Origin of the sequence: Propionibacterium acidifaciens DSM 21887 (assembly GCF_000426605.1) — a bacterium.
Lineage (GTDB): Bacteria > Actinomycetota > Actinomycetes > Propionibacteriales > Propionibacteriaceae > Propionibacterium > Propionibacterium acidifaciens.
Genome location: NZ_AUFR01000030.1, coordinates 1 through 24593, shown reverse-complemented (window position 1 = coordinate 24593; position 24593 = coordinate 1). Strand labels below are relative to the sequence as shown.

The 24593-nt window shown below is 72.4% G+C and carries 23 protein-coding genes; 9 read left to right on the top strand and 14 right to left on the bottom strand.

Annotation, left to right across the window (positions count from 1 at the left end):
* Positions 1–45: 45 nt before the first annotated feature.
* A complete protein-coding gene (locus K336_RS0110145) occupies positions 46–2787 on the bottom strand; it encodes a DEAD/DEAH box helicase (RefSeq protein ID WP_028706956.1) in 2742 nt (913 codons plus the stop codon).
* 208 nt (positions 2788–2995) lie between these two features.
* Here K336_RS0110145 and K336_RS0110140 point away from each other — a divergent pair, with 208 nt between their 5' ends.
* On the top strand, positions 2996–3868 hold the full coding sequence (locus tag K336_RS0110140; RefSeq protein ID WP_123825821.1) for an HAD-IIB family hydrolase: 873 nt from the start codon (positions 2996–2998) through the stop codon (positions 3866–3868).
* A 16-nt stretch (positions 3869–3884) separates the two neighbouring features.
* Here the strand turns inward: K336_RS0110140 and tatC are convergent, their stop codons facing one another.
* The 4 genes from tatC to K336_RS0110120 all read right to left on the bottom strand — a co-directional run bounded on the left by tatC (position 3885) and on the right by K336_RS0110120 (position 7159).
* Entirely contained in the window at positions 3885–4769 is an 885-nt protein-coding gene (gene tatC / locus K336_RS15900; RefSeq protein WP_021798962.1) for a twin-arginine translocase subunit TatC, read from the bottom strand.
* Between the two features lie 16 nt (positions 4770–4785).
* Positions 4786–5061 carry a twin-arginine translocase TatA/TatE family subunit gene (locus K336_RS15895; protein ID WP_021798953.1) on the bottom strand — a complete coding sequence of 92 codons (276 nt, stop codon included), beginning with the start codon at positions 5059–5061 and terminating at the stop codon, positions 4786–4788.
* A 122-nt stretch (positions 5062–5183) separates the two neighbouring features.
* Positions 5184–6197 carry a helix-turn-helix transcriptional regulator gene (locus tag K336_RS15890; protein ID WP_021798958.1) on the bottom strand — a complete coding sequence of 338 codons (1014 nt, stop codon included), beginning with the start codon at positions 6195–6197 and terminating at the stop codon, positions 5184–5186.
* A complete protein-coding gene (locus K336_RS0110120) occupies positions 6194–7159 on the bottom strand; it encodes a helix-turn-helix transcriptional regulator (RefSeq protein ID WP_028706954.1) in 966 nt (321 codons plus the stop codon). Before K336_RS0110120 ends, K336_RS15890 begins: the two co-directional genes overlap by 4 nt.
* A gap of 37 nt (positions 7160–7196) precedes the next feature.
* Between K336_RS0110120 and gluQRS the strand changes: the two genes are divergently transcribed.
* Entirely contained in the window at positions 7197–8135 is a 939-nt protein-coding gene (gene gluQRS, locus K336_RS15885; protein ID WP_081660759.1) for a tRNA glutamyl-Q(34) synthetase GluQRS, read from the top strand.
* A gap of 40 nt (positions 8136–8175) precedes the next feature.
* Here the strand turns inward: gluQRS and K336_RS0110110 are convergent, their stop codons facing one another.
* The 6 genes from K336_RS0110110 to K336_RS0110085 are packed head-to-tail and all read right to left on the bottom strand — an operon-like array spanning position 8176 to position 12836.
* Positions 8176–9246 carry an FKBP-type peptidyl-prolyl cis-trans isomerase gene (locus K336_RS0110110; protein ID WP_028706953.1) on the bottom strand — a complete coding sequence of 357 codons (1071 nt, stop codon included), beginning with the start codon at positions 9244–9246 and terminating at the stop codon, positions 8176–8178.
* Between the two features lie 60 nt (positions 9247–9306).
* Positions 9307–10056: a pseudouridine synthase gene (locus K336_RS0110105; protein WP_021798964.1), complete on the bottom strand. Its 750-nt coding sequence runs from the start codon at positions 10054–10056 to the stop codon at positions 9307–9309.
* On the bottom strand, positions 10034–10762 hold the full coding sequence (gene scpB, locus K336_RS0110100) for an SMC-Scp complex subunit ScpB (protein ID WP_021798950.1): 729 nt from the start codon (positions 10760–10762) through the stop codon (positions 10034–10036). Before scpB ends, K336_RS0110105 begins: the two co-directional genes overlap by 23 nt.
* Positions 10755–11627 carry a segregation and condensation protein A gene (locus K336_RS15880; protein ID WP_051245657.1) on the bottom strand — a complete coding sequence of 291 codons (873 nt, stop codon included), beginning with the start codon at positions 11625–11627 and terminating at the stop codon, positions 10755–10757. The genes scpB and K336_RS15880 overlap by 8 nt, the downstream gene beginning before the upstream one ends.
* A 1-nt stretch (position 11628) precedes the next feature.
* Positions 11629–11964 (bottom strand): hypothetical protein, encoded by a 336-nt coding sequence (locus K336_RS0110090; protein WP_021798966.1) that lies wholly within the window; start codon positions 11962–11964, stop codon positions 11629–11631.
* Positions 11949–12836 carry a ParA family protein gene (locus K336_RS0110085; protein WP_021798954.1) on the bottom strand — a complete coding sequence of 296 codons (888 nt, stop codon included), beginning with the start codon at positions 12834–12836 and terminating at the stop codon, positions 11949–11951. Before K336_RS0110085 ends, K336_RS0110090 begins: the two co-directional genes overlap by 16 nt.
* A gap of 154 nt (positions 12837–12990) precedes the next feature.
* On the opposite strand from K336_RS0110085, the gene K336_RS0110080 reads away from it, so the two are divergent.
* From K336_RS0110080 to K336_RS15875, 4 genes are read left to right on the top strand one after another with little or no spacing between them, the layout of a single operon-like run.
* Positions 12991–14370, top strand: coding sequence for an ABC transporter substrate-binding protein (locus K336_RS0110080; RefSeq protein WP_021798955.1), 1380 nt, complete (start codon positions 12991–12993; stop codon positions 14368–14370).
* A gap of 2 nt (positions 14371–14372) precedes the next feature.
* The gene (locus K336_RS0110075) at positions 14373–15281 is read left to right on the top strand and encodes a carbohydrate ABC transporter permease (protein ID WP_043123617.1); all 909 of its coding nucleotides are present in this window, start codon (positions 14373–14375) and stop codon (positions 15279–15281) included.
* Between the two features lie 9 nt (positions 15282–15290).
* Positions 15291–16130 carry a carbohydrate ABC transporter permease gene (locus tag K336_RS0110070; protein ID WP_028706950.1) on the top strand — a complete coding sequence of 280 codons (840 nt, stop codon included), beginning with the start codon at positions 15291–15293 and terminating at the stop codon, positions 16128–16130.
* A complete protein-coding gene (locus K336_RS15875; RefSeq protein WP_051245655.1) occupies positions 16127–17350 on the top strand; it encodes a glycoside hydrolase family 32 protein in 1224 nt (407 codons plus the stop codon). Before K336_RS0110070 ends, K336_RS15875 begins: the two co-directional genes overlap by 4 nt.
* A 6-nt stretch (positions 17351–17356) precedes the next feature.
* Here the strand turns inward: K336_RS15875 and K336_RS0110060 are convergent, their stop codons facing one another.
* Positions 17357–18388 (bottom strand): LacI family DNA-binding transcriptional regulator, encoded by a 1032-nt coding sequence (locus tag K336_RS0110060; RefSeq protein WP_043150807.1) that lies wholly within the window; start codon positions 18386–18388, stop codon positions 17357–17359.
* Positions 18389–18428: 40 nt separating this feature from the next.
* Positions 18429–20012: a mannitol dehydrogenase family protein gene (locus K336_RS0110055; protein WP_233418752.1), complete on the bottom strand. Its 1584-nt coding sequence runs from the start codon at positions 20010–20012 to the stop codon at positions 18429–18431.
* 126 nt (positions 20013–20138) lie between these two features.
* On the opposite strand from K336_RS0110055, the gene K336_RS0110050 reads away from it, so the two are divergent.
* The 3 genes from K336_RS0110050 to cas3g are packed head-to-tail and all read left to right on the top strand — an operon-like array spanning position 20139 to position 24257.
* Positions 20139–21341 carry a type I-G CRISPR-associated protein Cas7 gene (locus tag K336_RS0110050; RefSeq protein ID WP_028706947.1) on the top strand — a complete coding sequence of 401 codons (1203 nt, stop codon included), beginning with the start codon at positions 20139–20141 and terminating at the stop codon, positions 21339–21341.
* A gap of 1 nt (position 21342) precedes the next feature.
* Positions 21343–22890, top strand: a complete 1548-nt coding sequence (gene csb2, locus K336_RS0110045; protein ID WP_028706946.1) for a type I-G CRISPR-associated protein Csb2 — start codon at positions 21343–21345, stop codon at positions 22888–22890.
* A complete protein-coding gene (cas3g, locus tag K336_RS15870) occupies positions 22887–24257 on the top strand; it encodes a type I-G CRISPR-associated helicase/endonuclease Cas3g (RefSeq protein ID WP_051245653.1) in 1371 nt (456 codons plus the stop codon). Before csb2 ends, cas3g begins: the two co-directional genes overlap by 4 nt.
* Here cas3g and K336_RS0110035 read toward each other — a convergent pair.
* Positions 24252–24593: transposase family protein (locus K336_RS0110035; protein ID WP_028706945.1), on the bottom strand; the 342-nt coding region annotated here is incomplete at its 5' end. The genes cas3g and K336_RS0110035 overlap by 6 nt on opposite strands.

Below are 24593 nucleotides of genomic sequence, written 5' to 3'. Positions count from 1 at the left end.
ATTCTGGCCCGCCGGGCCGGCTCCTGCCAGCCCCGCGGGGCCCCGTCAGCCCAGGCCGCTCCGGTCGACGTCGACGATGTCGCGGCGCAGCGCGCCGACCACGCCCCGGCAGGAGGCGACGAGCCCGGCCGGGCCGAGCGCGCCGACGCCCGGGGCGTTCGCGAGCTGGTCGGCCAGGTCGATGACCTGGCGGGTCCAGCGCACGAAGTCGCCGGCCGTCAGCTCGGCCCCGTCGAGCACCTCCGCCAGGCCGGCGCCGCGGGCCCACTCGAAGACCGGTTCGGCGAAGCCCATGTCGAGGGGGCGGGACCGTTCGACGCGGTTGTCGCGCTCGACCAGGCCCACCCGACGCCAGACGTCGCGCAGCGCGCGCTGGGCGTTCTCGGAGGCCTCGTCGGGCATCCTGCGCGCCGGCCGGCCCGAACCCGGGCGGGGCTCGTGGACGAGGGTGCTGAGCACGGCGGCCAGCGCGGGGACCGGCAGGTCGGCCAGCGCGCCGGCCCGGACGGCCTCGGCGATCACGAGGTCGAGCTCGCCGTAGATGCGGGAGAGCAGGGCGCCGGCGGGCGTGATCTCGTCGGGGTGCCCGGGGTCGAGGTAGCCGAGCGAGTCGAGGACGGCGCAGATGCGGTCGAAGCGGGCGGCGATGGAGCTGCGGGCCTCGCCGGCGCGCCGGCCGGCCCCCGCGACGGAGCGCTCCAGGCGCAGCGCCCGCTCGGCGGCCCGGGCGTGCAGTTCGCGGTCGGGGCAGTCGTGGCACGGGTGGCCCGCGAGCCCGGCGCGCAGCCGCTCGACCTCGGCCGTCAGCTCGGCATCGGGCCGAGGCGCGGACGTGGCACGGGGCCGTTCGTCGAGCTCGGCGGTGCGGGCGTCGAAGGAGCGGGCCAGCGCCCGGCGGTCCGCGGCGCTGTGGCGGTCGAAGCGTCTGGGCACGCGCACCCTGCTCGTGGCGACGAGCGGCGCGGCGACGTCGCGGGCGCGCAGCCGCACGAGCCGGTGCCCGGCCGTCATGACGAGCGGGCCCGGCCCGTCGGGGCCGCGGCCGCCCGGGGCGACGACGAGGATCCAGCCGTCGTGGCGTTCGCCGTGGGACCAGCAGAGGTCGCCGGGGGCGAGGCGTTCGAGGGAGTCGTCGATCTCGGCGCGCCGGTCCCGCCTGCGGGTGCGCGAGATCTCCTTCTCCAGCCCGCCCACGCGTTCGCGCATGCGGGCGTACTCGGCGATGTCGCCCCTGTCGCAGGCCGCTTCGGCCCAGGCGCGCCCGATCTGCTCGGTGACGTCGTCGTCGCGGCGCGAGAGCTCCACGACGCGCCGATCGGTCTGGAACTGGGCGAAGCTCTGCTCGAGCAGGGCGCGGGCCCGGGCCCTGCCGACGCCGTGCACGAGGTTGACGGCCATGTTGTAGTTCGGCGCGAAGCTGGAGCGCAGCGGGTAGGTGCGCGTGCTGGCCAGGCCGGCGACGGCGCGCGGGTCCATGCCCGGCTGCCACAGCACGACGGCGTGGCCCTGGGTGTCGATGCCGCGACGGCCCGCGCGGCCGGTGAGCTGGGTGTACTCCCCCGGCGTGATGTCGGCGTGGGTCTGACCGTTGTACTTGACGAGGCGCTCGAGGACGACGGTGCGGGCGGGCATGTTGATGCCCAGCGCGAGCGTCTCGGTGGCGAAGATGACTTTGAGCAGCCCCCGGGTGAAGGCCTCCTCGACGATCTCCTTGAGGACCGGCAGGAGGCCGGCGTGGTGGGCCGCGACGCCGCGGCGCAGGGCCTCGACGAAGCCGTCCCAGCCGAGGGCGCGGCGGTCGTCCCCGTCCAGCCCGGCGCCGCGGCGGCGGGCGATGCGCTCGAGCTCGGCGGCCTCCTCGCGGCTCGTGAGGCGGATGCCGGAACGGACCAGCTGGCGCACGGCGGCGTCGCAACCGGAGCGGCTGAAGACGAAGCAGATGGCGGGCAGCAGCCCGGCGCGCTGGAGCGCGACGACGACCGCCGAGCGGCTGGGCGTCGGGGATCCCCGGCGGGAGTGCCGGGCGACGTACTCGCCGCTGGCGCCCCCGCCGAACCGGCCGGAGCCGTAGGCGACGCGCCGCCTGCCGCGGCCGGAGCGTCCGCGGGGCCGGCGCGAGTCATCGCGCATCTGACGGGCCTCCTCGCGGGCCAGCTGCACCAGGCGCGGGTTGACCCGGTGGTCGCCGTCGAAGAGGTCGTGGATCTCGCGTCCGGCCATGACGTGCTGCTGCAGCGGCACCGGCCGCCGCTCCCAGACGATGACGTCGACGTGCCCCCGGACGGTGTCGAGCCACTGCCCGAACTCCTCGGCGTTGCTCACGGTGGCCGACAGCGAGACGATCTGGACCGACGGCGCCAGGCCGAGGATGACCTCCTCCCAGACGGCGCCCCGGAAGCGGTCCGACAGGTAGTGCACCTCGTCGAGGACGACGTGGCCGAGGGCGTCGAGGGAGCGCGAGTCCGCGTAGAGCATGTTGCGCAGCACCTCGGTGGTCATGACGACGAGGGGCGCGTCGCCGTTGACGGAGACGTCGCCGGTGAGCAGGCCGACGCTCCCGGCGCCGTGGCGGGCCACCAGGTCGTGGTACTTCTGGTTGCTCAGGGCCTTGATGGGCGTGGTGTAGAAGCAGCGGCGGCCCTCGGCGAGGGCGGCGTGGCAGGCGTACTCGCCGACGACCGTCTTGCCGGAGCCCGTGGGCGCGGCGACGAGCACGCCGTGTCCGGCGTCGAGGGCGGCGCAGGCCTCGAGCTGGAACGGGTCGAAGTCGAAGTCGTAGCCGGCCATGAACGCGTCGAGGCGCTCGCTGCGGCCGGGGCTCCGGGGTCGGCTGGTCCGCTCGTCACTCACGGCATCCAGCGTAGAGGGCGCCGTCGGCGGCCCGCGGCACGGCGGGCGGCGCGCCGCCGGCCGGGTCCCCGGGCGCGCCGGGCCGTCCCGGGAACCCGGGTGCCGTCCGGGCTCCCCGGGAGTCGGGCCGTGAGAGGATCGGGTGGTGAGCGCAGTGGAGTTCTCCCCGGGCGGCCTGCCGCCGGCCGTCGAGCGCGGCGCGATCCGCGCCGTCATGTCCGATCTGGACGGCACCCTGCTCGACCCGACGTCCTGGGTGAGCGAGCGCACCCGCGCCGCGCTGGAGGCCCTGCACGCGGCGGGCGTCCCCTTCTGCATCGCCTCGGGCCGCGACCTCGTCTCGATCGGGCGCCTCATGGCGCAGTGGGGCATCACGGAGCTCGTCGACTTCGTCTCGGGCATGAACGGCTCGGAGTTCCAGGACCTGCGCACCGGCCGGGTGCGCCGCGGCCACTTCGTCGAGGCGGGGCTGTTCCGCGAGGTCATGGCCTTCTTCGCCGACCTGCCCGTGGCCTTCTCGATCGTCGAGGACGGCGTCTTCCTAACCCCGGAGGTCACCGGGCTCATGGACGAGATGGTCGCCTGGGCGCGCGTGACGGTCCGCGAGGAGCCCGACTTCGGGCGCCTCCTCGACGTCCCGCAGGCCAAGCTCCACATCTTCTGCGACCCGGCCCGGATGGACCTGCTCGTCGAGCGCACGGCCCGCTGGGAGGACCCGCGGGTGGTCGGCGTCAGGACCGGACCGAATCTCATCGAGTTCATGGCCCCCGGCGTCGACAAGACCCTCGGCCTGGACCGCCTGGCGGAGGCCCTCGGGCTCGGGACGGGGGCCGTCATGGCCTTCGGCGACGCGGAGAACGACACGGGGATGGTCGAGCGCGCCGGCGTGGGCGTGGCGATGGGCAACGGCTGCGCCGACACGCGCCGGGTCGCGGACTGGATCGCCCCGTCGAACGCCGAGGACGGTTTCGCCCGGTTCACGAGCAGCTGGTTCGACCTGGACCGGGAGACCGGCTGAGACCTGCGGGCCGGGCTCAGCCCCCCGAGGGGCCGGCGTCCCCTGCTGCGTCGAGCCGCGCGGCCCGGCGCCGGTCGTTGCGCTTGCAGAGGATCTCGGCGATGACGTAGAGGGCCGACATGGGCAGCGCGAGGACGGACATCGAGATCGGGTCCGTCGAGGGCGTCGCCACGGCCGCGAAGAGGAAGCAACCGAAGACGGCGACGGTGCGGTACTTGGCCAGCCCGGCGCCGGTGATGATGCCGAGGCGGTCGAGCATGACGAGCACGACCGGCAGCAGGAAGCTCAGGCCGAAGACGAGCAGCAGGGTCATCTCGAAGGTGAGGAACTCGTTGGCGTCGTTGAGGTTGGTGACGCCCGAGGGGTTGAACTGCAGCAGGACGGTGAATCCCTTGGGGCAGATCCAGTAGCCGAGCACGACCCCGGCGAGGAACAGCGGGATGGACGGTCCGAGGAAGCTCAGCGCGGCCCGGCGCTCGTTGGCGAGCAGGCCTGGGGCGATGAAGCGCCACAGCTGGTAGAGCCACACCGGGCACGAGAGGATGAACCCGGCGACGACGGGGATCTTCATCCACAGCGTGAAGCCGCCGGTGATGTTCGAGGTGGTGATGGCCACCTGAGCGTCGGGGTTGCTCGCCCGGTAGGCGTCGATCGCGGTGTTGATCGGGTGGAAGAAGACCGCGACGAGGGGGTCGAAGAAGATGAAGCAGGCCAGGGCGGCGACGACGACGGCGACGATCGACACGAGGATGCGGTAGCGCAGCTCGCGGAGATGGTCGACGAGCTCCATCGAGCCGTCCTCGGAGATCTCAGGGGGGCGCCAGGACTCGGGCAGGATGTGGCGCCGCCGACGCCCGGCGCGCCCGGAGTCGGCCCGCCCCTGGTCGATCGTGGTGGCCATGTCGCGCCCGGGGGCCTCAGGCGCCCTCTGCGGCCCGGTTCGTGGCCTCGCCCTCGGGGGTCTCGGGCGGCGAGGACTGCTCGGCGGGCCGGGCCGGCTGCTCCTCGTCGGGGGCCGGCGTCACGGCGGCCGCGCCCCCGGGCCCCTTCGTGGCGTTGAGCCCCTCGGTCTCCTCCTTGAACTCGCGGATGGCCTTGCCGGAGGCCCGACCGAGACCGGCCAGCCTGGTGCCGCCGAAGAGCAGGATGACGATTCCCAAGAGGATGAGGAGTTCCTGCCAGCCGAGATTCATTGTCGTGTCTCCTTGAAGAGGGACCGCCGGCGGCGCCGACGGGTGCTGTGCGGTCGCCGACGTCGACGCCGCTCGTGTCATCGGCACCGGTCCAGGCGGCGCCCAGCCGCCCGCAGTGCCTGTCAGCCAGAGTACGCGGATTCACCAAAGAGCTCTCGGTTCAGCTCCAGCCCGGCCAGGGCGCGCTCGCGCGCCCCCTCGGCCGCCGCGGCGGGCTCGACGGCGAGCACCCGGTCGCCCAGGCGCAGTAGCAGCCCACTCACCCAGCCCGGGTCTCCGACCGGCAGGACGACCCGCACGGCCCCGTCCGCCAGCTCGGTGACGCTCGTCGTGGGGCAGTACTCGACGATCCAGCGGGCCGGGGCGGCCAGGTCGAGGGTGACGGTCTGCTGGGCGTCGTCGAACCATGGCCGCTGGACGGGCGCCTCGCCGTGGTCGGCGGCCGGTTCGCCGGTCTCCTCGACCCCGGTGATGCGGTCGAGCCGGTAGGTGCGCCAGCCGGGCCGGGCGCCGCCCGTGCCCCCGGGGGCGTCCCCGTCCGTCTCCCGGCCGGACGACCACGCGTGGAGGTAGGCGATGCCCCCGCGCGTCTCGATGACGGCCGGGTCGACGAGCGGGCGCGTCGTCCTGCCGCGGCTGGCGTTGTCGTAGACGAGGCGCACCCGCGAGCCCGTCCCGATGGCCCGGCGGAGGCCGGCGCGCACGGCGTCGTCGCCCGTGGAGAGGCGCAGCTCGACGCGGTCGGCCGGTGCGCCGGCAACGAGGTCCTCGAGGGTGCGCCGGGCCCGGGTCGCGGCCTCGGACAGCTCCCCGGTGGCGAGCTCGGCGACGGCCTCGAGGGCGACGACGAGGCTCGTCGCCTCGTCGGGGGTGAAGCGCATGGGGCGGGAGAGGTAGTCGGCGTTGCCCAGTCGGATGACGCCGCTGTCCTCGACGGCGTCCATGTCGATCTCGATGAGGTCTCCCCCGCCCTGGCCGGGCAGACCGCACATCCACAGGGCCTGGAGGTCCCTGCCGAGCTGCGCGGGGGTGATGCCGAAGGCCTCGGCGGCCTCGTCGACGCCGATGCCGGGGTTGGTCATGAGGTAGGGGACCTCGACGAGCATGCGCTGGACCTGCTCCGCACTCGTGCTCATGCCGGCCTCCTCGCGCTGATCCGGAGCAGGCGCACGACCTCGGCGCGCAGCTCGGCGGGCTCGAGGACGACGGCGTCGGGCCCGGCGGCGGCGAGCTGCGCGGCGATGTCCTCACGGGACGAGTACTCGATCCGCCAGCAGGCGAAGTCCTCGGGCAGGGCGAGGCCCCCGGGCCCGGCGGCGGGGTTTCCGCGCCTGGTCAGCGCGGGCTGGAAGCCGGCGCGCACGGCGACGAGGGCGCTGGCGTCGGGGCCGGCGGGCTCCAAGGAGCGCGAGAGCCCGCCCAGGTCGACGTCGGCGGGGACGGTGAAGGCGCCGGGGGCGCCGACCGTCGTGGGCCCGGAGCTGATGCGGCCGAGCTTGAACATGCGCGGGGCGTCCCTGCCCTCGTCCAGGCCGAGCAGGTACCAGCTGCCGCGCCGCCAGACGAGGCGCCACGGCTGGACGGTGCGCAGCTCGTCGGCCCCCCGGTAGCGGAAGGCGATGCGGGTGCGGTCGAGGGTGGCCTGCCAGCACACGTCGAAGGCCGGTTCGCTCGCGCTGATGCGCGGGGCGAGGGCCTCGAAGCGCCGCGAGTCGACCTGGGCGCCGGCGGCGCGGAGCTTCGCGATGGCGCTGATCGTGTCGTCCGCGGCGCTCGCCTCGCGCCAGACGCGAGAGGCGAGCGCCAGGGCGGACAGCTCGTCCGCGTCGAAGTCGACCGGGGGCAGCTCGAAGTCGCGGCGGGTGATCCGGTAGCCGGGCTCGTCCTCGAAGAAGGCCTCGTCGCTGCCCGTCGCTATCGGCACGCCGAGGGCGCGGAGGGCCTCCTTGTCGCGCTCGAAGGTGCGGTTGAAGTTGACCGGGCTCATCCGGCGGTAGTCGGTGACGAGCTCGCGCAGCTGCCCCTTGGTCACCCAGTGACGGGCGCTGAGCAGGGCGATCGTCAGGTTGAGGAGCCTCTCGGATGTTCGTTGCGCCACGGTCCGAACGCTACCAGCGTCGTGCCACGATGAACGGGTGGACGCATCCCGCCGCGGCGGGGCGGGCCGTTTCGCCCCCTCGCCGACCTCCGACCTGCACCTGGGCAATCTACGCACCGCCCTGCTGGCGTGGCTGTTCGCCCGCGCGGACGGGCTGGACTTCATCGTGCGCATCGAGGACCTCGACCGTGCCCGGGCCGCGGCCGCCCCGGGGGTCGCCGACCGGCAGCTGCGCGATCTGGAGGCCATCGGCCTGGACTGGGACGGGCCGGTCGTGCGCCAGAGCGAGCGACTGGACCTGTACCGGGACGCGACGTCCGGGCTGGACCGCTACGAGTGCTACTGCACGCGCCGCGAGATCGCCGAGGCCTCCAGCGCCCCGCACGGGCAGTGGCGCCCCTACCCCGGCACCTGCGCGGGGCTGTCCGGGGTCGAGCGCGCGGCCCGGCGTGCGGTTCGTCCGGCGGCCCTGCGGGTCAGGGCGGGCGGGGCGGTCCGGACGATCCACGACCGTTTCGCGGGCGAGGTCACCGCCGAGGTGGACGACTTCGTCCTGCAGCGCAACGACGGGACGCCCGCCTACAACCTGGCGGTCGTCGTCGACGACGCGCTCCAGGGCGTCACCCAGGTGACGAGGGACGCCGATCTGCTCCCCTCGGCCCCTCGCCAGGCCTGGCTCGCCGAGCGCCTCGGCGCCCGGGCGCCGGAGTACGCCCACGTCGGTCTCGTCGTGAACAGCGAGGGCCGGCGCCTGGCCAAGCGCGACGGGGCGGTGACGCTCGGGCGTCTGGAGGCGGCCGGCACGGACGCCGGGCGGGTCTTCCGGCTCCTGTCGGACTCGTGCGGCCTGCCTCCCGCCGAGAGCCCCCGCGCCCTGCTGGCGCAGCTGCTGGACGCCGGGGACGGGGGCGCCGGGCCGCTCCACGACGGGGCGCTGGCGAGGCCGTGGACCCCTCCCCCGTCGGTCGTGGGCTGACCCGTGCGCACCGCCCGACCGGCCGCGCGCGGACCCCGGCTCAGGAGGAGGTCTGCTGGTACAGGATGTCGACGACGAAGACGAGGGTCGCGTTCGGGTCGATCGCGGGGCTCGCGTTGCCGTTCGGATAGGCCAGCGAGCCGGGCACGACGAGCAGCACCCGGCTGCCGACGGTCTGGCCGACGAGGCCCTGCTGCCAGCCGTCGATGAGCGAGCCGAGGGCGCCGCTCTGCGGGGTCGGGTTGCCGTCGCCGTAGGTCGAGTCGATGACGTGCCCGTCGGAGTAGGCCACCTCGAGGTAGTTGACGGTGACCGTCGCGCCGGCGTCGGCGATCTGCGCGCCGTTGCCCTTGATGAGGGGCTGCACCTTGAGCTCGCCCGGGGCGTCGACGCCGGACGGGATCGACACCGACGGGTTGTTGACGCCGTTGTCCCAGGTGACGGCGGGCAGGTTCGGGTCGTCGACGGGGACGGTGTCGCCGGACGGGGCGGTCAGCGTCGTCGAGACGATGTCGACGACGAAGAAGAGCGAGTCGCCCACCTCGATGCCCGCGCTCGACGCGCCGCCGGAGGAGTCGTAGCCGTCGGCGCCGGTGACGCCGAGGAGCACGCGGTCGCCCACGTGCTTGCCGGTCAGTCCCTTGGAGAAGCCGGCGATGACCTGGCCGAGCGAGAAGGTGGCGGTCTTGCCGGAGCTGTAGCTCTCGTCGAAGACGTCGCCGGTGCGCCCGTCGACGCCGTGGTAGTTGACCTCGACGGAGCCGCCCTCGGTGACCTCGGCGCCGTCGCCGGGCACGAGGACCTTGCTCATCGTCTCGTTCACGCCGAGCGGCCAGGAGGCGCTGACCGTCGGCGCCTGCCCGGGCTCGCCCTCGACGTCGATCTGGTCGAGGTTGTCGATGATCGTCGCCGGGGCCTGGCTGGTCGACTCGCTCGCCTCGGGGCTCGCGCTGCTCGGGGCGGAGGCGGACGACGTCTGGTCCGACGAGGCCTCGCTCTTGCCGCACCCGGCCGCGCCGAGCAGCACGACCGGGACGAGCAGGGCCGCGGCGACGCGCCGGCGGGACAGCGCGCGGGCGGCGGGGACGGATCCACTGGAATGAACTGGCACGCGGTCATGCTACCCGTCGCCGGCCCCACGACCGGGCAGCAGCGCACGGGACCGGCCGACTCACATGCCCACGAGGTCGAGCAGGGTGCCGAGCTCCTCACGGGTCAGTTCGCGGGTCCCGCCGCTGGCCAGGTCGCCGAGCCTGACCGGCCCGATCCCGATGCGGGCCAGCCGGCGGACCGGGTGCCCGACCGAGTCCATCATGCGCCGCACGATGCGGTTGCGCCCCGAGTGCAGGGTGATCCGCACGAGGGTGCGGGAGGGCCCGCGCGAGACGAGCCTGACCCGGTCGGGCCGGATCGGCCCGTCCTCCAGGCGCAGCCCCTTCTCGAGTCGGTGCAGGACCCGGTCGTCGATGAGGCCCTCGGCGTCGACGAGGTAGGTCTTGCGCACCTCGTAGCTGGGATGGGCCAGGCGGTGGGCGAACTCGCCGTCGTTCGTGAGGATGATGAGACCCTCGGTGTCGGTGTCGAGGCGCCCCACGTGGTAGAGCCGCTGGTGGCGCGGCACGTACTGGGCGAGCGTCTCCCGGCCCTCGGGGGCGTCCATGGTCGCCACGACGCCGCGGGGCTTGTTGAGCAGCAGGTACGTGTGGCGGCGCGGGGCCGGGATGCGGGCGCCGTCGACGCGGATCGTGTCGCGCCCGGGGTCCACGCGCAGGCCCTGGGTCGTGACGACGCGCCCGTTCACCTCGACGCGGCCCTCCTCGATCATGGCCTCGGCGGCCCGGCGCGATGCCACGCCGGCCTGGGAGAGCGCCTTCTGCAGGCGGATGCCCTCGGTCTCCTCACGGTCGCTGGTCCGGCTCATCGTGCTCCTGTCCCTCGTCCTCGTCCGCGCGCCGCCCGGCGGTCTCGTCGGCGTCCTGCGCCTCGGCGTCGGCGTCCTCGGCGGGACGGGCGAGCCGGGAGAGCTCCGCCTCGAGGGCGGAGGCGTCCGGCAGCAGCGGCGCGATGTCGGGCAGCCCGCTCAGGCTGTCCAAGCCTAGCCGCGCGAGGAAGTGGTCGGTGGTCACGAGCAGGCCGGCCCCGGTGGACGCGTCGGCGCCCTGCTCGTCGACGAGGTCCCGGGCGAGCAGGGTGCGCACGACGCCGTCGACGTTGACGCCCCGCACCGCCGAGACCCGCGACCGCGGCACCGGCTGGAGATAGGCGATGACGGCGAGGGTCTCCATGGCGGCCTGGGAGAGCCGGTTCCTGCCGCCGGCGCGCACCCAGGCGGCGATCCGGTCGTGGTGCTCGGGGCGGGTGTGGTAGCGCCAGCCCCCGCCGACGCGGCGCAGCTCGAAGCCGTGCCCGCCCTCGTCGTAGTGGCGGACGAGCCCGTCGAGGGCCTCGCGCACGATCCCGACGGGCGCCCCGGCCGCCTCGGCGAGCATCGTCTCGTCGGCCGGCTCCTCGCTCATGAGGAGCAGGGCCTCGAGGAGGCCGGAGATCTCCTCGGCGGTGGGCACGGGCCGCTCCTCGGCGTCCTGCCGGTCGTCGTCGGCGGGCACGGGCCGCTCCTCGTCACTCATGGCGCTCTCCTGTCTGCTCGTCGGGCCCGGTCGGCTCCTGACCGGCCGGCACGTCGAACTCGTCGCTGATGGACAGCTCGCCGTCGGCCCGCCCGGTCCAGCGCACGGTGAGCTCGCCCAGCGGGGAGAGCTGCTCGAAGGACACCGCGGCCTGGCGGAAGAGCTCCAGCAGGGCCAGGAAGCGGGCGACGACGGTCATCCTGTCGGCGCCGGCGGTCAGCGCACGGAAGCTGGCCCGGCCGCAGTCGCGCAGCCGGTCGACGAGGACCCTGGCCTGCTCGCCGACGTTGACGGTGACGACGTGCAGCTGCTCCAGGGGCATCGTCACGACGTCGGGCGGCGAGAGGGCGCGCACGGCCAGCCGGGCCAGACGCTCCGCGCCGCCGGGGATCGTCACCTCGGGCAGCAGCCCGCGGAACTCGTCCTCGAGACCGCCGGGCCGGGCGAAGCGGCGGGCCTCGGCGTCCATGAGAGCGGCGAACTGCACCGAGACCCGCTTGAAGGCGCGGTACTGGAGCAGCCGGGCGAACAGCAGGTCGCGGGCCTCGAGCAGGGCCAGGTCCTCGGGGTCGTCGACCTCGCCGCTGGGCAGCAGCCGGGCCGCCTTCAGGTCGAGGAGGGTCGCCGCGACGACGAGGAAGCTGCTGGTGCGCTCGAGGTCCCAGCGCGCCCCGGCGGCCCTCACCTGGGCGATGAACTCGTCGGTCACCCGCGACAGGGCGACCTCGGTGATGTCCAGCCGGTGCTTGTTGATGAGCTGGAGGAGCAGGTCGAACGGACCGTCGAAGTTGTCGAGGCTCACGTGGAAGCCGTGCTCGCCGCCGGCCCCGACCCGGTCCGGCTGCGCGCCGCCGTCCTCGGCCATCTCAGGCCCTCAGGCGCCTGACCAGCTCGGACGCCTCGCCGTTGGCGGCGAGGTCGGCCAGGGCGATGGCGATGGCCTCGCGGACGATGCGGCCCCGGTCGGCAGAGGCGCGGTGCCGGGCGCGCAGGGCCAGACGGGCCCGTTCGAGCCCGAGCAGCTCCTCGCCGGACAGGTAGATCGTGATCTTCTCGTCGTGGCGCACCCGCCCGCTCGTCGCGCCGACGGGCCCGGCGTCGGGACCGTCCTGCCGCGCGACGGCCCGCGGGTCGGCGGGGACGGCGCCCTGCGTGGGGCGGAAGAACTCCTCCGCCCCGGGCAGGCTCACCCTTCGTGGCACCGGACCAGCACCTCCTTGGCGAGCATGCGGTAGGCCGCGGCGCCCGGGGAGCCGGAGTCGTAGGTGGTGATGGGCTCGCCGGCGACGGTGGTCTCGGGGAAGCGGATGGTGCGCCGCACGACGGTGTGGAAGACCTCGTCGCCGAAGACCTCCAGCACACGGGTGAGCACCTCGCGGGTGTGCACGGTGCGGCCGTCGAACATGGTGGCCAGCACGCCGAGGACGCGCAGCTCGGGGTTGAGCCGGTCGATGACCTTGTTGATCGTGTCGGACAGCAGGGCGACGCCGCGCAGCGCGAAGTACTCGCACTCCAGCGGGATGATGACGCGGTCGGAGGCGGTGAGCGCGTTGATGGTGAGCAGCCCGAGGGAGGGCGCGCAGTCGATGAGGATGAAGTCGTAGCGCTCGCGCAGCGGGTCGAGGACGCGCTTGAGGGTCTGCTCGCGGGCGACCTCGCCGACGAGCTGCACCTCGGCGGCCGACAGGTCGATGTTGGCCGGCATGAGGTCCATGCCGGGCACATCGGTCGGCAGGACGACGTCGTCGACGTCGTACTCGGCGCTCAGCAGCAGGTTGTAGATGCTCCGCTCGAGGGTGTGCGGGTGCACTCCGAGGCCGAGGGAGGCCGATCCCTGGGGGTCGAAGTCCACGAGGAGCACCCGGCGTCCGAGCTCGGTCAGGGCGGCGCCGAGGTTGATCGTCGTCGTGGTCTTGCCGACGCCGCCCTTCTGGTTGCACAGGGCGATGACCACCGCCCGCCGGGGGCCCTCGGCCGGGGGCGGCACGACGAGCTCCGGCATGGGCCGACCCATCGGGTCGGGCTCCTCGGCCGGGGCGTCCGCGCCGAGACCGGGCAGATTCTCCGATGTCATCAGTGGGCTCCTCACGACGTTGGTGGGACCAGCGTAGTCACCCCTGTGTCCGACCCGCACGCCGACAACGGCCCGGGCGGCGGTCGGAACCATTGACAGTCGGGCCGGGAGCACTTAACATAACACGTGTTATGCTTCATCGAGGAGGCTTGACATGCCAGAACTGTCGCGTCGCGCGGCCCTGGGCCTGGGCGCCGTCGCCGCACTGGGCACGGCGCTCTCCTGGCGGCGGCTCACCGGGCTCGACATCGAGGGGCGCCGCTCCGACGCCCTGACGATCGCCCTCAACGGCACCGCGCAGGACGCCGCGGCCGACGAAGGACTGATCAGGGCCTTCCAGGACGTCCACCCCGACATCCCCGTCCGCATCACCCCCATCCAGGGCACCGACTGGAGCGACTTCTTCGCGAAGATCCTCACCCTCGTGGCCGCCGGCACGGCCCCCGACGTCGTCATGGTCGCCACCGAGGGCACCCAGCTCTTCGCCGAGCGGCTCGCCCAACCGCTCGACGAGTACGTCAGGCGCGACCGCGACGAGCTGCGGGAGTTCTTCGCCGACGTCCACCCCTCGCTCATCGAGGCCTTCATGTATCAGGGCAGTCTCTTCCAACTGCCGCTGAGCTTCAACGCGGCGAACATGTTCTTCTCCCGACAGGCCCTGGAGACGGCCGGGCTGGACCGCCCCGCCGACGACTGGACCTGGGACGACTTCCGCGAGCTCCTGAGAGCCATGCGGTCCGCGGCCACGGGGACCTTCCGGCCCTTCTTCTGGACGAACCGGATGTGGGGCGGCATCGTGCCCTGGCTGTACACGAACGGCACGAGCTTCCTCAAGCCCGAGCGGTTCGCCGGCGGCGACTGGCTGTGGCAGGAGTTCTACCCGGACGAGCACGACCGGTCCGGGGGCCACCGCTGGGAGCAGCCGAACGCCGACGACCCCGCGGTGCTCGAGGCCTTCGAGTTCATGCAGGAGCTCATCGCCGAGGACCTCGGCTCCTCCCCCGCCTCGGGCGGGGGCAACGAGCTCGTGAGCCGCTTCAGCACCGGCGTCATCGGCATGACCCCGTCCGGGGGTTACTGGGTCAACGGCCTCTCGGAGGCCGGCATGGCCAAGGACCAGTACGACGTCGCCTACTTCCCCGGTCACCGGACCCAGCAGCACCAGTTCGGGGCCTCGGGCTACGCGATCATGAAGTCGTCCGAGCGCAAGGACGCGGCCTGGGAGTGGCTGAAGTTCGTCGTCTCGCCCCGGGGCATGCGGATCGCCCAGACGAAACCGGACTCCAGCTCCGCGCGCCGCTCGTACAACGCGGAGCTGTACGCACCGACCGGGCCCGAGCACTGGGGCGTCTTCTACGACACGCTCGACCGGTTCCCCACGACGGCCCCCATCCCGGCGCCTCCGCAGGAGGCGGCGGTGGAGACCGCTCTCCTCAAGAACGTCCTCAACGCGGTCACCGGTTCACGGGAGAACGTGCGGACGGCGCTGAGCAACCTGCAGCGCGACCTCGAACTGGCACTGGCCCGGGAGTGATCATGGCCCACGTCTCCTCCAGCACACGCGCCGCCGCCCGCCGCGGGGAGGGCAGGCTCGCCGCCTGCCTCCTCGCTCCCACCGTGATCGGGGTCGGGCTCTTCACCCTCCTCCCCATGGCGGCCTCGATCCTCCTCGCCTTCTTCGACTGGGACATCGTCTCGACCCCGGAGTTCGTCGGTCTCGACAACTTCGCGTCCGTGGCGACGAACCCGACGATCCGGGTGTCCTTCCTCAACACCTTCGGTTTCGTCGTCGTCGCCGTCGCCCTGCAGATCCTCGTGGCGCTCGTCCTCGCCGTGCTCGTGCAGACGCGGATGCCGGGCTGGCTGCGCGCCTTCTTCCGGTCGGCCTTCTTCTTCCCGCTCATCCTGTCCGCCGCCTCGGTCTCCCTCATCATGAGCTATCTGTTCAACGAGGACTTCGGCACCGTCAACGCGATCCTCGGCCTCGTCGGGCTGGGCCCGGTGGGCTGGCTCACGACGACGACGGGCGCCATGTGCGTCACCGTGCTCGTCTACGTCTGGCAGAACTTCGGCTTCACCTTCCTGCTGTTCGTCGGCGGCCTGGCCTCGATACCCAAGGACGTCTACGAGGCCGCCGACATCGACGGGGCGAGCGGCTGGCGCCAGCTCACCCGCATCACGCTGCCCCTCATCAGCCCGACGATGCTCGTCGCCAGCGTCATGGCGATCATCTCGGCACTGCAGATCTTCGACCAGCCCTATGTGCTCACGAGGGGAGGCCCGGGCGACTCCACCCGCACCGCCGTCATGGTCATCTACCAGTCGGCGTTCCAGGAGCTCCACTTCGGCCTCGCCTCGGCCATCGGCCTCCTGCTCATGGTCATCATCATGATCGCCACCTGGCTCCAGTTCCGCCTGTCCCGCCGTTTCGTCTTCTACATGTGAGGATCCGCGATGTCATCCGCATCCGTCAGCGCCCGTGGTCAGGCCCGCCGCGGAGCACGCGTCCTCTTCGTGACGCGGGTGGCCGTGCTCGGCGTCGCCCTCGTCCTCACCCTCGGCCCGGTCGTCTGGACCCTGGTCACGGCGCTCACCCCCCTCGACGAGACCGGGCACCGCCGCCTCGGCCTGGCGGCCTTCCGGGACGTCTTCTCCCAGGTCGACGTCCTGCGCCTGTTCTGGAACTCCACGCTGGTCACCGGGCTGTGCGCCCTCGGCCAGATGGCCACGGCGGCGCTGGCCGGCTACGCCTTCGCGCGGCTGCGCTTCCGGGGCTCGAACCTGCTGTTCGGCGTGATCCTCGCCACCATGATGATCCCCATGCAGGTGACGATCGTGCCGGTGTTCATGCTCATCCGCGGCATGGGGCTGGCGGACACGCTGCTGGCCCTCGTCCTGCCCGCCCTGCCCACCGCGTTCGGCACCTTCCTCATGCGGCAGTACTTCATGGGCATCCCGGACAGTCTCGGCGAGGCGGCCCAGGTCGACGGGGCCTCCCCCTGGCGGATCTTCAGCAGGATCTACCTGCCGCTGGCGACGCCGGGGCTGGCCATCGTCGGGATCCTGGCGTTCAACGCGATCTGGAACGAGTTCTTCCGGCCGCTCATCATGACGATCAGCGAGGACAACTTCACCCTGCCGCTGGGGCTGGTGAGCCTCCAGGGGCGGATGGGCAGCGGCTCGATGGCCACCGTGCTCGCCGGGGTCGTCCTCTCGATGGTCCCCGCACTCGTCGTCTTCGTCCTCGGGCAGCGTCCGCTGCGCGAGGGTCTCACCGCAGGGGCCGTGAAGTGACCGACCCCGCCCTCCCCGGCCTCCACGTCCGCCCGGCACGCGGCTGGGTGAACGATCCCAACGGGCTGTGCCGGGCCGGCGGACGCTGGCACGTGTTCTTCCAGCACAACCCGCACGCGCCCCGGCACGGGCGCATCGCCTGGGGCCATGCGAGCTCGGCGGACCTCGCCCACTGGCGCGAGGAGCCGATCGCGATGGAGCCCGTTCCCGGGGGGCTCGACGCCGCCGGCTGCTGGAGCGGCTGCCTCGTCATGGACGGCACGACGCCGACCATCTGCTACACGGCGGTGCCCGACGCGCCGGAGAACGCCGTCGGGCGCACCGCCACCGGCAGCGCCGACCTGTCCGCGTGGACGCGGGCCGGGCGACCGAGCGCGGAGCGGATCGGCCCGCCGGGGGCGTGCACGCGCGACCCCTTCGCCGTCCGGATCGGAGGACGCCGCTGCATCGTGCAGGGCCACGGCGGCCCCGGGCGCACGGCGCGGGTGCTCGTCCACGACGCCACCGACCTCTCCGACTGGCGGCTGCTCGGCACCCTGCTCGACGGGCGGGATCCCGTGGCGCGCGAGCTCGCCCCGGCCGACGTCTGGGAGTGCCCGAACCTCGTGCGCATCGACGGGCGGTGGGTCCTGATCGTCTCGCTCCTGCGCACCGACGGCGGCCGCGCGCTCCTCGCCGGCGTACGGTGGCTGCGCGGCGAGCTCGCCGACGGCCCGACGCCCCGGTTCGTGCCGCACGAGGGCGGGACGGTGGACGCCGGGTGGCCCTTCTACGCCCCCCAGGTGCTCGTCGACGGGGAGAGGGCCCTCATGTGGGGCTGGGCGCGCGAACTCGACCGGGACGAGGCCTGGCTCGCCGGGCACGGCTGGGCGGGGACGCTCACGACGCCCCGGGAGCTGCACCTGCGCGACGGGCGCCTCGTGAGCGCCCCCGCGGCCGAGTACCTGGCGCATCGCGCCGAGCACCTGGACGGCAGCTGGTCCGTCGCCGAGGCGCCGGCCTTCGCCGTGACGACCAGCGGGCCGGGGGTCCTGGTCTGCGCCGGGGCCGAGGGGCCCGGACGGGTCGAGCTGCCCGGCCGCGCGCAGGTGCTCGTCGACGGCTCGCTGGTCGAGGTGTTCTCGGACGGCGACTGCCGCACGACCCGCGTCTACCCCACCGCGGCCTCGACGTGGCGGGTCCTGGGCGGGGGGACGGTCTCGGCGCGGGCCCTGCGCTGAGAACGCTCAGCGCGCCCGGACGGAGCCGCGCTCGACGACCGGGGCGGGGACGAGCAGCTCGCCCGGCTCGAGGCGCTGCCCGGCGATCGCGGCGAGGAGCAGCTCGACGGCCCGCTCCCCCATCGCGCGGTGCGGCAGGCCGATCGTGCTGAGGTCCAGCTGCGCGGCGATGCTCGGGTCGTCGTCGTAGCCGACCACGGAGAGCTCCCCGGGCACGTCGACGCCGGCCCGCGCGGCGGCGAGCATGACGCCGGCCGCCACCCGGTCGTTGGCGCAGACGATGCCCGTGGGCCGGTCCGGCCCGTCCAGCAGGCGGGCGCCCTCGCGCAGCCCGTCGTCGATGTCCCAGCCGCAGGTGATGACCCGGCAGGCCCCGCCGACCTCGCTCATGGCCAGCTCGTGACCGGCCAGCCGGCGCCCGGTCGCCACCTGGGCGGGCAGGCCGGTGAGCAGGGCGATGTCGCGGTGGCCGGCGTCCAGCAGCAGGCGGGTCGCCGCATGGCCGCCGCCGACCTCGTCGCTCACGACGCACGTGGCGCGCCCGTCCGGGTCGGTCGCGTCGAGCAGGATCCCGGGCACCTGGCCGAAGGCCTCGCCCAGACGCCACTCGCACAGGCTGCCCGGCGCGATGATGAGGCCGTCGACCTGCCGTGCGAGCAGCGCCCCGATGGCCTCCTCGTCCTGCTGGCGCCCCCGGGCGTCCATGACGAGCAGCAGGTGGTCCGATTCCGCGGCCCTGATCGTCGCGCCCGTGATCATGCCGCCGCCGTAGGGGCCCGAGGTCACGTCGGTGACGACGCCGAGCAGATGGGTCCGCCGGTCGCGCAGGCTGCGGGCGACCCGGTTGGGCCGGTAGCCCAGCCTCTTCGCGGCCGCCCGCACCGCGTGCTGGTTCTCCGCGGAGATCACGCCGTCGGCCCTGCCGTTGAGCACGAGCGAGACCGCGCTGCGCGAGACGCCGGCGGCCCGGGCCACGTCGTAGGAGGTGATCCTGCGGTTCGTCGGCGCGGCCCGCCCGGTTCCCGGTGTCGTGCGCATCACCTGTCATGATGCCATGCCGCCGGGCGCCGACGGGGCATCAGATCCGGGCGAGCAGCTCCGCGACGTCGTCGACGAGCAGGTCGTGCACGAGGGCGTTGCCGGGCAGGTCGGTGCCGAAGACCTCCTCGATGCCCAGAAGGGTTCCGACGATGCCCCGGGCGTCCTTCGAGCCGCGGACGACGGCCAGCCGGTCGGCCATGGGGTCGTCGATGGGCAAGGCCAGGCCGTGGGCCTCGCCGGTGGCGAGATAGGCCATCCAGGCGGCGACGCCGGCGAGGGCGTGGCGGGGGGTGCGACCGGCGGCCAGGTTGTCGCGGATCGTGCCGAGCAGGCGCAGCGGGATCTTCTGCGAGCCGTCCATGGCGATCTGGGTGGTGCGGTGGGCCAGCGCCGGGTTGGAGAAGCGCTTGAGCACCTCGGCGCCGTAGGCGGCCAGGTCCTCGCCGGGCGGGCAGGCGAGCACCGGGATGACGTCCTCGGTGATGAGCTCGCGGGCCAGCTCGGCCAGCTCGGGGTCGGCCATGGTGCGGGTGATCGTCGGGTAGCCGCGCAGGGCGCCTGCGTAGGCCAGCGTGGAGTGCGTGCCGTTGAGGATGCGCAGCTTCATGTTCTCGAAGGGCTCGACGTCGTCGGTGAGCTGGGCGCCCGCGCGCTCCCAGGCGGGTCGTTCGGCGCTGAAGCGGTCCTCGATGACCCACTGCGTGAAGAGCTCGGCGGTCACGAGGCCCTCGTCGCGCAGGCCGAGGATCTCCCGGCCCAGGGCGCGGTCGGCGTCGGTGGTGGCCGGCGCGATGCGGTCGACCATCGTGCACGGGAAGGACACGTTCGAGGCGAGGTAGCCGGTGAGTTCGTCGTCGCCGAGGGCGGTGCAGAAGCCGCCGACGAGGCGCTCGAGGACGCGGCCGTTGCTCGTGAGGTTGTCGCAGCACACGACGGTGACAGGCTCGGCGCCGGCGCGCTGGCGGGCCTGGAGGCCGCGGACGAGACGGCCGACGGCGGTGACCGGCTCGCCGCCGGCGAGGTCGGCGGCGACGCCCTCGTCGGCCAGGTCGAGGCGGCCGGAGCCGTCGCGGCGGTAGCCCTTCTCGGTAACGGTGAGGGTGACGACCCGGGTGGCCGGGTCGGCGATGCGGGCCATGAGCTCGGCGTTCTGCTCGGCCGGGTAGAGCACCTCGCGGACCTGTCCGACGACCCGCACGCCGGTGTGGTCGACGGCCCGCTCGAGGACGCCGTAGAGGCCGTCCTGGTCGGCGAGCTGGCGCTTGACGCGGTCGGAGCGCTGCGTGACGCCGCAGATGCCCCAGCGGTCGTCGCCGGTGGCGGCGAAGGCGTCCTGGGTGTAGACGGCCTGGTGGGCGCGGTGGAAGGCGCCGATGCCCAGGTGGACGATGCCGGTGCGCTGGCCGTCCCAGCCGGGGGGCGGCAGCGTGACGCCCTCGGTGTTCGCGTTCGTCAGTGTCGCCCTGGAGAGTCGTTCCATCGCGTCCCCGTCCTCCCGAACCGCATCATGATCCCCCGACCGCATCGGGCCGGTGGCCGCCGTGGCCGCGCCGCGGCAGGCGATGCCGCGGCCCCAGTCGAGGATGACGCACGCCGGCCCCGCCTGCCCATGCCGTGCCATGCGTTGCACTGGGAGCCTCTCATCCCCCTCACCCGAGACCAGCCCCGTCATCCAGGAAATGTCAGTGCCGACTGCCATGATCGGAATCAGGATTCACACGGCTCACTGTCGGAAGGAACCATCGCCATGGATGCTCTCACCTACGAAGATCTGGTCTCCGCCTGCCACGCCGGCGGGGCAAGCGTGCTCACCTCGGTCACCGAGCTCGCCCCCGCAGCGGGCCCGCATGCGGGGATCGCCCCGGCCCGGTACACGCGGGGGCGGAACGGAACCTACGCCTACGAGACGCGTTTCATCGACGGGCGGCCCCAGAGCGCGGTCGTCGTCGACGGCAAGGCCAGCCAGCTCAATCGCGTGGAGGATGCCATGGCGCTGGCCATCCAAGAGGGCGACCCCGCGCTGAGCAGGATGCCCCGCATGCGCGTCGACTACGGCGAATTCAGCGCCTACGATTATGAACTTCCCCATCGCTTCGTCGACGGTCATTTCCGTTTCGGGACCGTCGACGGGAAGCCCACCACCGACAGCCCCGTGTACCGCGCCGCACGGAACTCCACGCCGGCGGACTCCCGAGCCCTGCTCGAACTCAGCCCGGTCAGCCTCGTCCTCGGCTCCTGGGACTCCTCCCGGAAGTCCCATCAGGCCAGGTACCGTTCCTGCGCGGTCGGGGAGATCATCGGCGTCCTGGCGGACCAGAGCGAGAACGGGCGCGAGCCCTCCCCGAGGGGCGCGGCCCGCAAGGACGACATCGCCCCCAGCGTCCGGCTCAGCGGGCCCGACATGCTGGCTCTGCTCAGCACCCAGAGGGATGAGATGTCGGCGAGGACGGTCACGAAGATCGAGCAGGCGGCGAAGAACGCCAAGTCCGGCACGACCTCGGCATCGGCCCTCGGCCTCGGCGCGATCCCCCCGAGCCTCGACGCCCTCGGGCTCGTCGCCTGCAGCAGGATCATCCGTTCCCATGTGCTGTCGTTCGCGGCGCTGCGTCAGCTCAGGTTCGGCACCGACAACGACGCTGACGTCGCCTGCCGAGCGCTCCTGGCCGCGTTGGCGCTGCACGGCATCGCCTTGGCCGATGAGGAGCTGTGCCTTCGGGCGAACTGCGACCTCGTGGAGAAGAACGCCCCGCAGGTCCATCTCGACGGGCGCCGCGGAAGCTGGCGCGAGCTCGTCCCACTGACCAGGGAGATCACCGGGCCGCTCCTGTCGCGGTCCATCAACGAGGCGGTCGCCACGGCGGGGCTCACCTGGGAGGGTCAGGTCTTCGAAGTGTTGGGCAACGAGAAGATCCTCGCGGGAGTCGAGTCCAACGCAGAGGACGAGGACTGACATGCCTCAGCTGACGATCAGGGCGCACTTCCCCCTGGGTGTGTTCCAAGGTCATGAGAAAGACGGTTCACCGTCACGGCTTCCGGACACGGCACGGCTCTACTCGGCACTCGTCAACGCCGCCGGCCAGGGCACGGCGGCCGAGAAAGGCGACGACGGGCTGCAGATCTCCGCCGGCTCCGCCCGGGCACTCGGCTGGATCGAGAACCATCCACCGAAGAGGCTCATGGTGCCCGTGAGCATCCCGGTGCAGACGGGCCCCCGTCCTCTCTCATACCGGAATGAGGGAACGGCCGAGAAACCGAAGAGCGTTCTGAGGCTCCGAAAAACCTCGACCGAGATCAGCGGGGGAACGGCTCTCCTCGGGGATTTCGGCTGGTGCTGGGACGACGCCCCGACCGAGGTGCGGGAAGCACTCGAGCGCCTCTGCCCGGACGTGTCCTGCCTCGGCGAGACGGACAGCCCCGTTGTCCTCACCCTCGATCCGATCGAGTCGACGCACGAACTGGTCAGTGAGGCGAGTCAGCTGCGCCCCCGTGGAACGCCGGTCCGCACCCCGCACGAGGGAAGGCTCGAGGAACTCGAGAGGGCCTGGGACGAAGAGCATCGCAAGATTCCGAGCGTGAAGGACGATCGCCCCATGGAGTCCTCTGATGGTCCACGGACGCGACCGATACCCACCGGCTCACTGGGCACGCTGTACTACGAGCGACCAGAGTCCCCTCCTCCCGAAGACCCGTGGACATTCGCCCGGCTCGTCCCGACAGATCGCGCGTTGACGGCCAAGAACGTCGTCTCATGGTGCGTCGCCTTCCACCGCATGCTCATCGCTCTTCTGGGGAACGCAGCACCCGCCAGCGTCACGGGGCACTACGCCCCCGGCGCTCCACGCCCTGCGAACCGCGTGGCGATCCAGTACCTGCCGGCCAACCTCCTGGCGGGGCATTCCGTCGAAAACGACTTCCCGCATGGTGCGTTCGTGCTGCTCCTCCCACGAGATCTCGCGTCCGAGGATCGTGAGAGCATCGACGAGGCCCTGCGCACGCCTCGCAAACGGCTGTGGAAACGACGGGACGAAGAGGCCCTGGCGCTGGGCGCGCCCTTCGGCATCGCACTGTCCGAGTTCTGGCCCGCCCCGCCGCAGGGTTGGCACAGAAGCTGGCGGAGCCTCACCGGTCTGGTCCCCGAGACCCGACGCCAGGCTCCGCACCCCTCGCTCGGGCGGTGGGGTTTCGAGCAGGCGGCCCTGCTCTCGTTGGGGCACGTGTTCCGGGATCAGCTCGACCTCCCGTCCGGCAGGAACTACTGGGCCGTCGTCGAGTCCGTACTCGCACAGGGCGCACGGGTCACCTCCACCCACCGGGTCCCCGATCCGCAGACGGAGAGATTCGCGCACAAGGCACCGTCCTCGATCGGGACGGTTCAGCCGTACACGGCCGTACTGGAACCCGGCCGCCTGATCAGCGACAGGGCCCTCATCGCCATCGGGCAGTCCCGTCATCTCGGGGGCGGCCTGCTGGTTCCCGTCGACTCTCCGGAGGAGTCATGAGCATCACCGAAGCGGACTTCACCCGTTTCTTCGCCGCAGTCAACGACGGGCACCAGCCGTTCCCCTGGCAGGAACGACTTCTGCAAAACATCCTCTCTGCCGGTCATTGGCCGATGTCCATCACCGCACCGACGGGTTCGGGCAAGAGCGCCGTCGTCGACATCCACATCTTCCTCACGGCCCTGTCGGCAGTTGGCAGCGCTCCACGATTGCCGAGACGCCTGTGCGTCGTGGTCGGGCGGCGGGCGCTCGTGGACTCCCAGGCCGATCGTGCCCAGCGGATCCTCGACTGGCTCGAATCCCGAGATTGTCAGCTGGCTCAGGAGATGGGCGATGCCCTGCTCAGCCTGTGCTCCACACAATCATCACCACCCGTCGTCCTGGCCAATCTGCGTGGCGGTCTCGCCACGGACAAACGTTGGATCGACGATCCCAGCGCCTGTTCGGTGATCTGCGCAACGCCGGACATGTGGGGCAGTCGGCTCCTGTTCCGCGGCTACGGCACGAGCAGAGCAGCAAGGCCTCGAGAGGCGGGCCTGCTCGGGATCGATTCGGTCGTCGTCATTGACGAGGCTCACCTGTCACGCCAGCTCCTCGGCACGGCCCGTTGGGTGTCCGCGCAGAACGCAGAACCGGCCTCGACGCTCGGGCTGCCCGGGCTGCAGGTCGTCGAGTCGTCCGCCACCGCACGCCCCGGGCCCGCCACGGAGCGGATCGGGATCGATGCCTCCGACTTGGCAGACCCCCAGCTGGCTCCCAGGATGACCAGACCGAAACCGGTCGAGGTGATCAGCTCCTCGCGCTGGAGCGGCACGAAAGCGACCAAGGCCTACATCGAGGAGATCATTGCCGCTCTCAAGGAGCTGCGCGATCAGACGCCGGGCGGCACGATCGGTTGCGTCGTCAACCGCATCGACACGGCGCTGCGCATAGCGGATTCCCTCGGGAAGGACTGCCCGTGCTGGGTGGGGCCCATGCGTCCCGCAGATCTGCACAAGATCAAGGGTCTTCTCGGCTTGCTCCGCGCTCCGGGCGCCGACGACACGACGCAGGCCCCGCCCTTCCTCATCGCCACTCAGACCGTCGAGGTCGGCGTCGACATCGATCTCGCGGGTCTCGTGACCGAGTTGGCGTCCGCAGAGAGCATGGCGCAGCGCTTCGGCAGGGTGAACCGGCGAGGCCTCCGCGGCGAGGCCCGCATCAAGGTCATCGCCCCGAGCGACAAGGACATCACCCCGAGCAAGGGGAAGATCAAAGACCAAGCCCCCTACGGAGTCGACGATCTCCGTGCCGGCCTGAACTGGCTGAGAGGATTCGACGGGCCGCAGGGGGCGTGCCCGGCCAGAATCATGGAGGCTTATTCATAGGGTGTAGGTGAATATGATTCCGAGTATTGTTGTGATGGCGTCCGGGAGGGCGTCGATGGGGCGTCTATAACCGGTTTTGAGGGTTTTCCATGTTTTGAGGTGGGCGATGACTTGTTCGATCCTCCACCTGATCCGGTCGATGGCCCGGTTGAAGTTCTTGTCGGCCTCGGACAGGGGAAGACCCGGGAGTTTCTTGACAGGGGTGATCAGGCCCATCCCGACATACCCTTTGTCCGCGATGTGAGGCACGGAGGAAGAACCCGGATCGTGGGTCGTGGTCTCGCCCGGACCCTCGAGAAGGCCTGATTCGGTGAGGGCCCGGGCATCATGGACCCG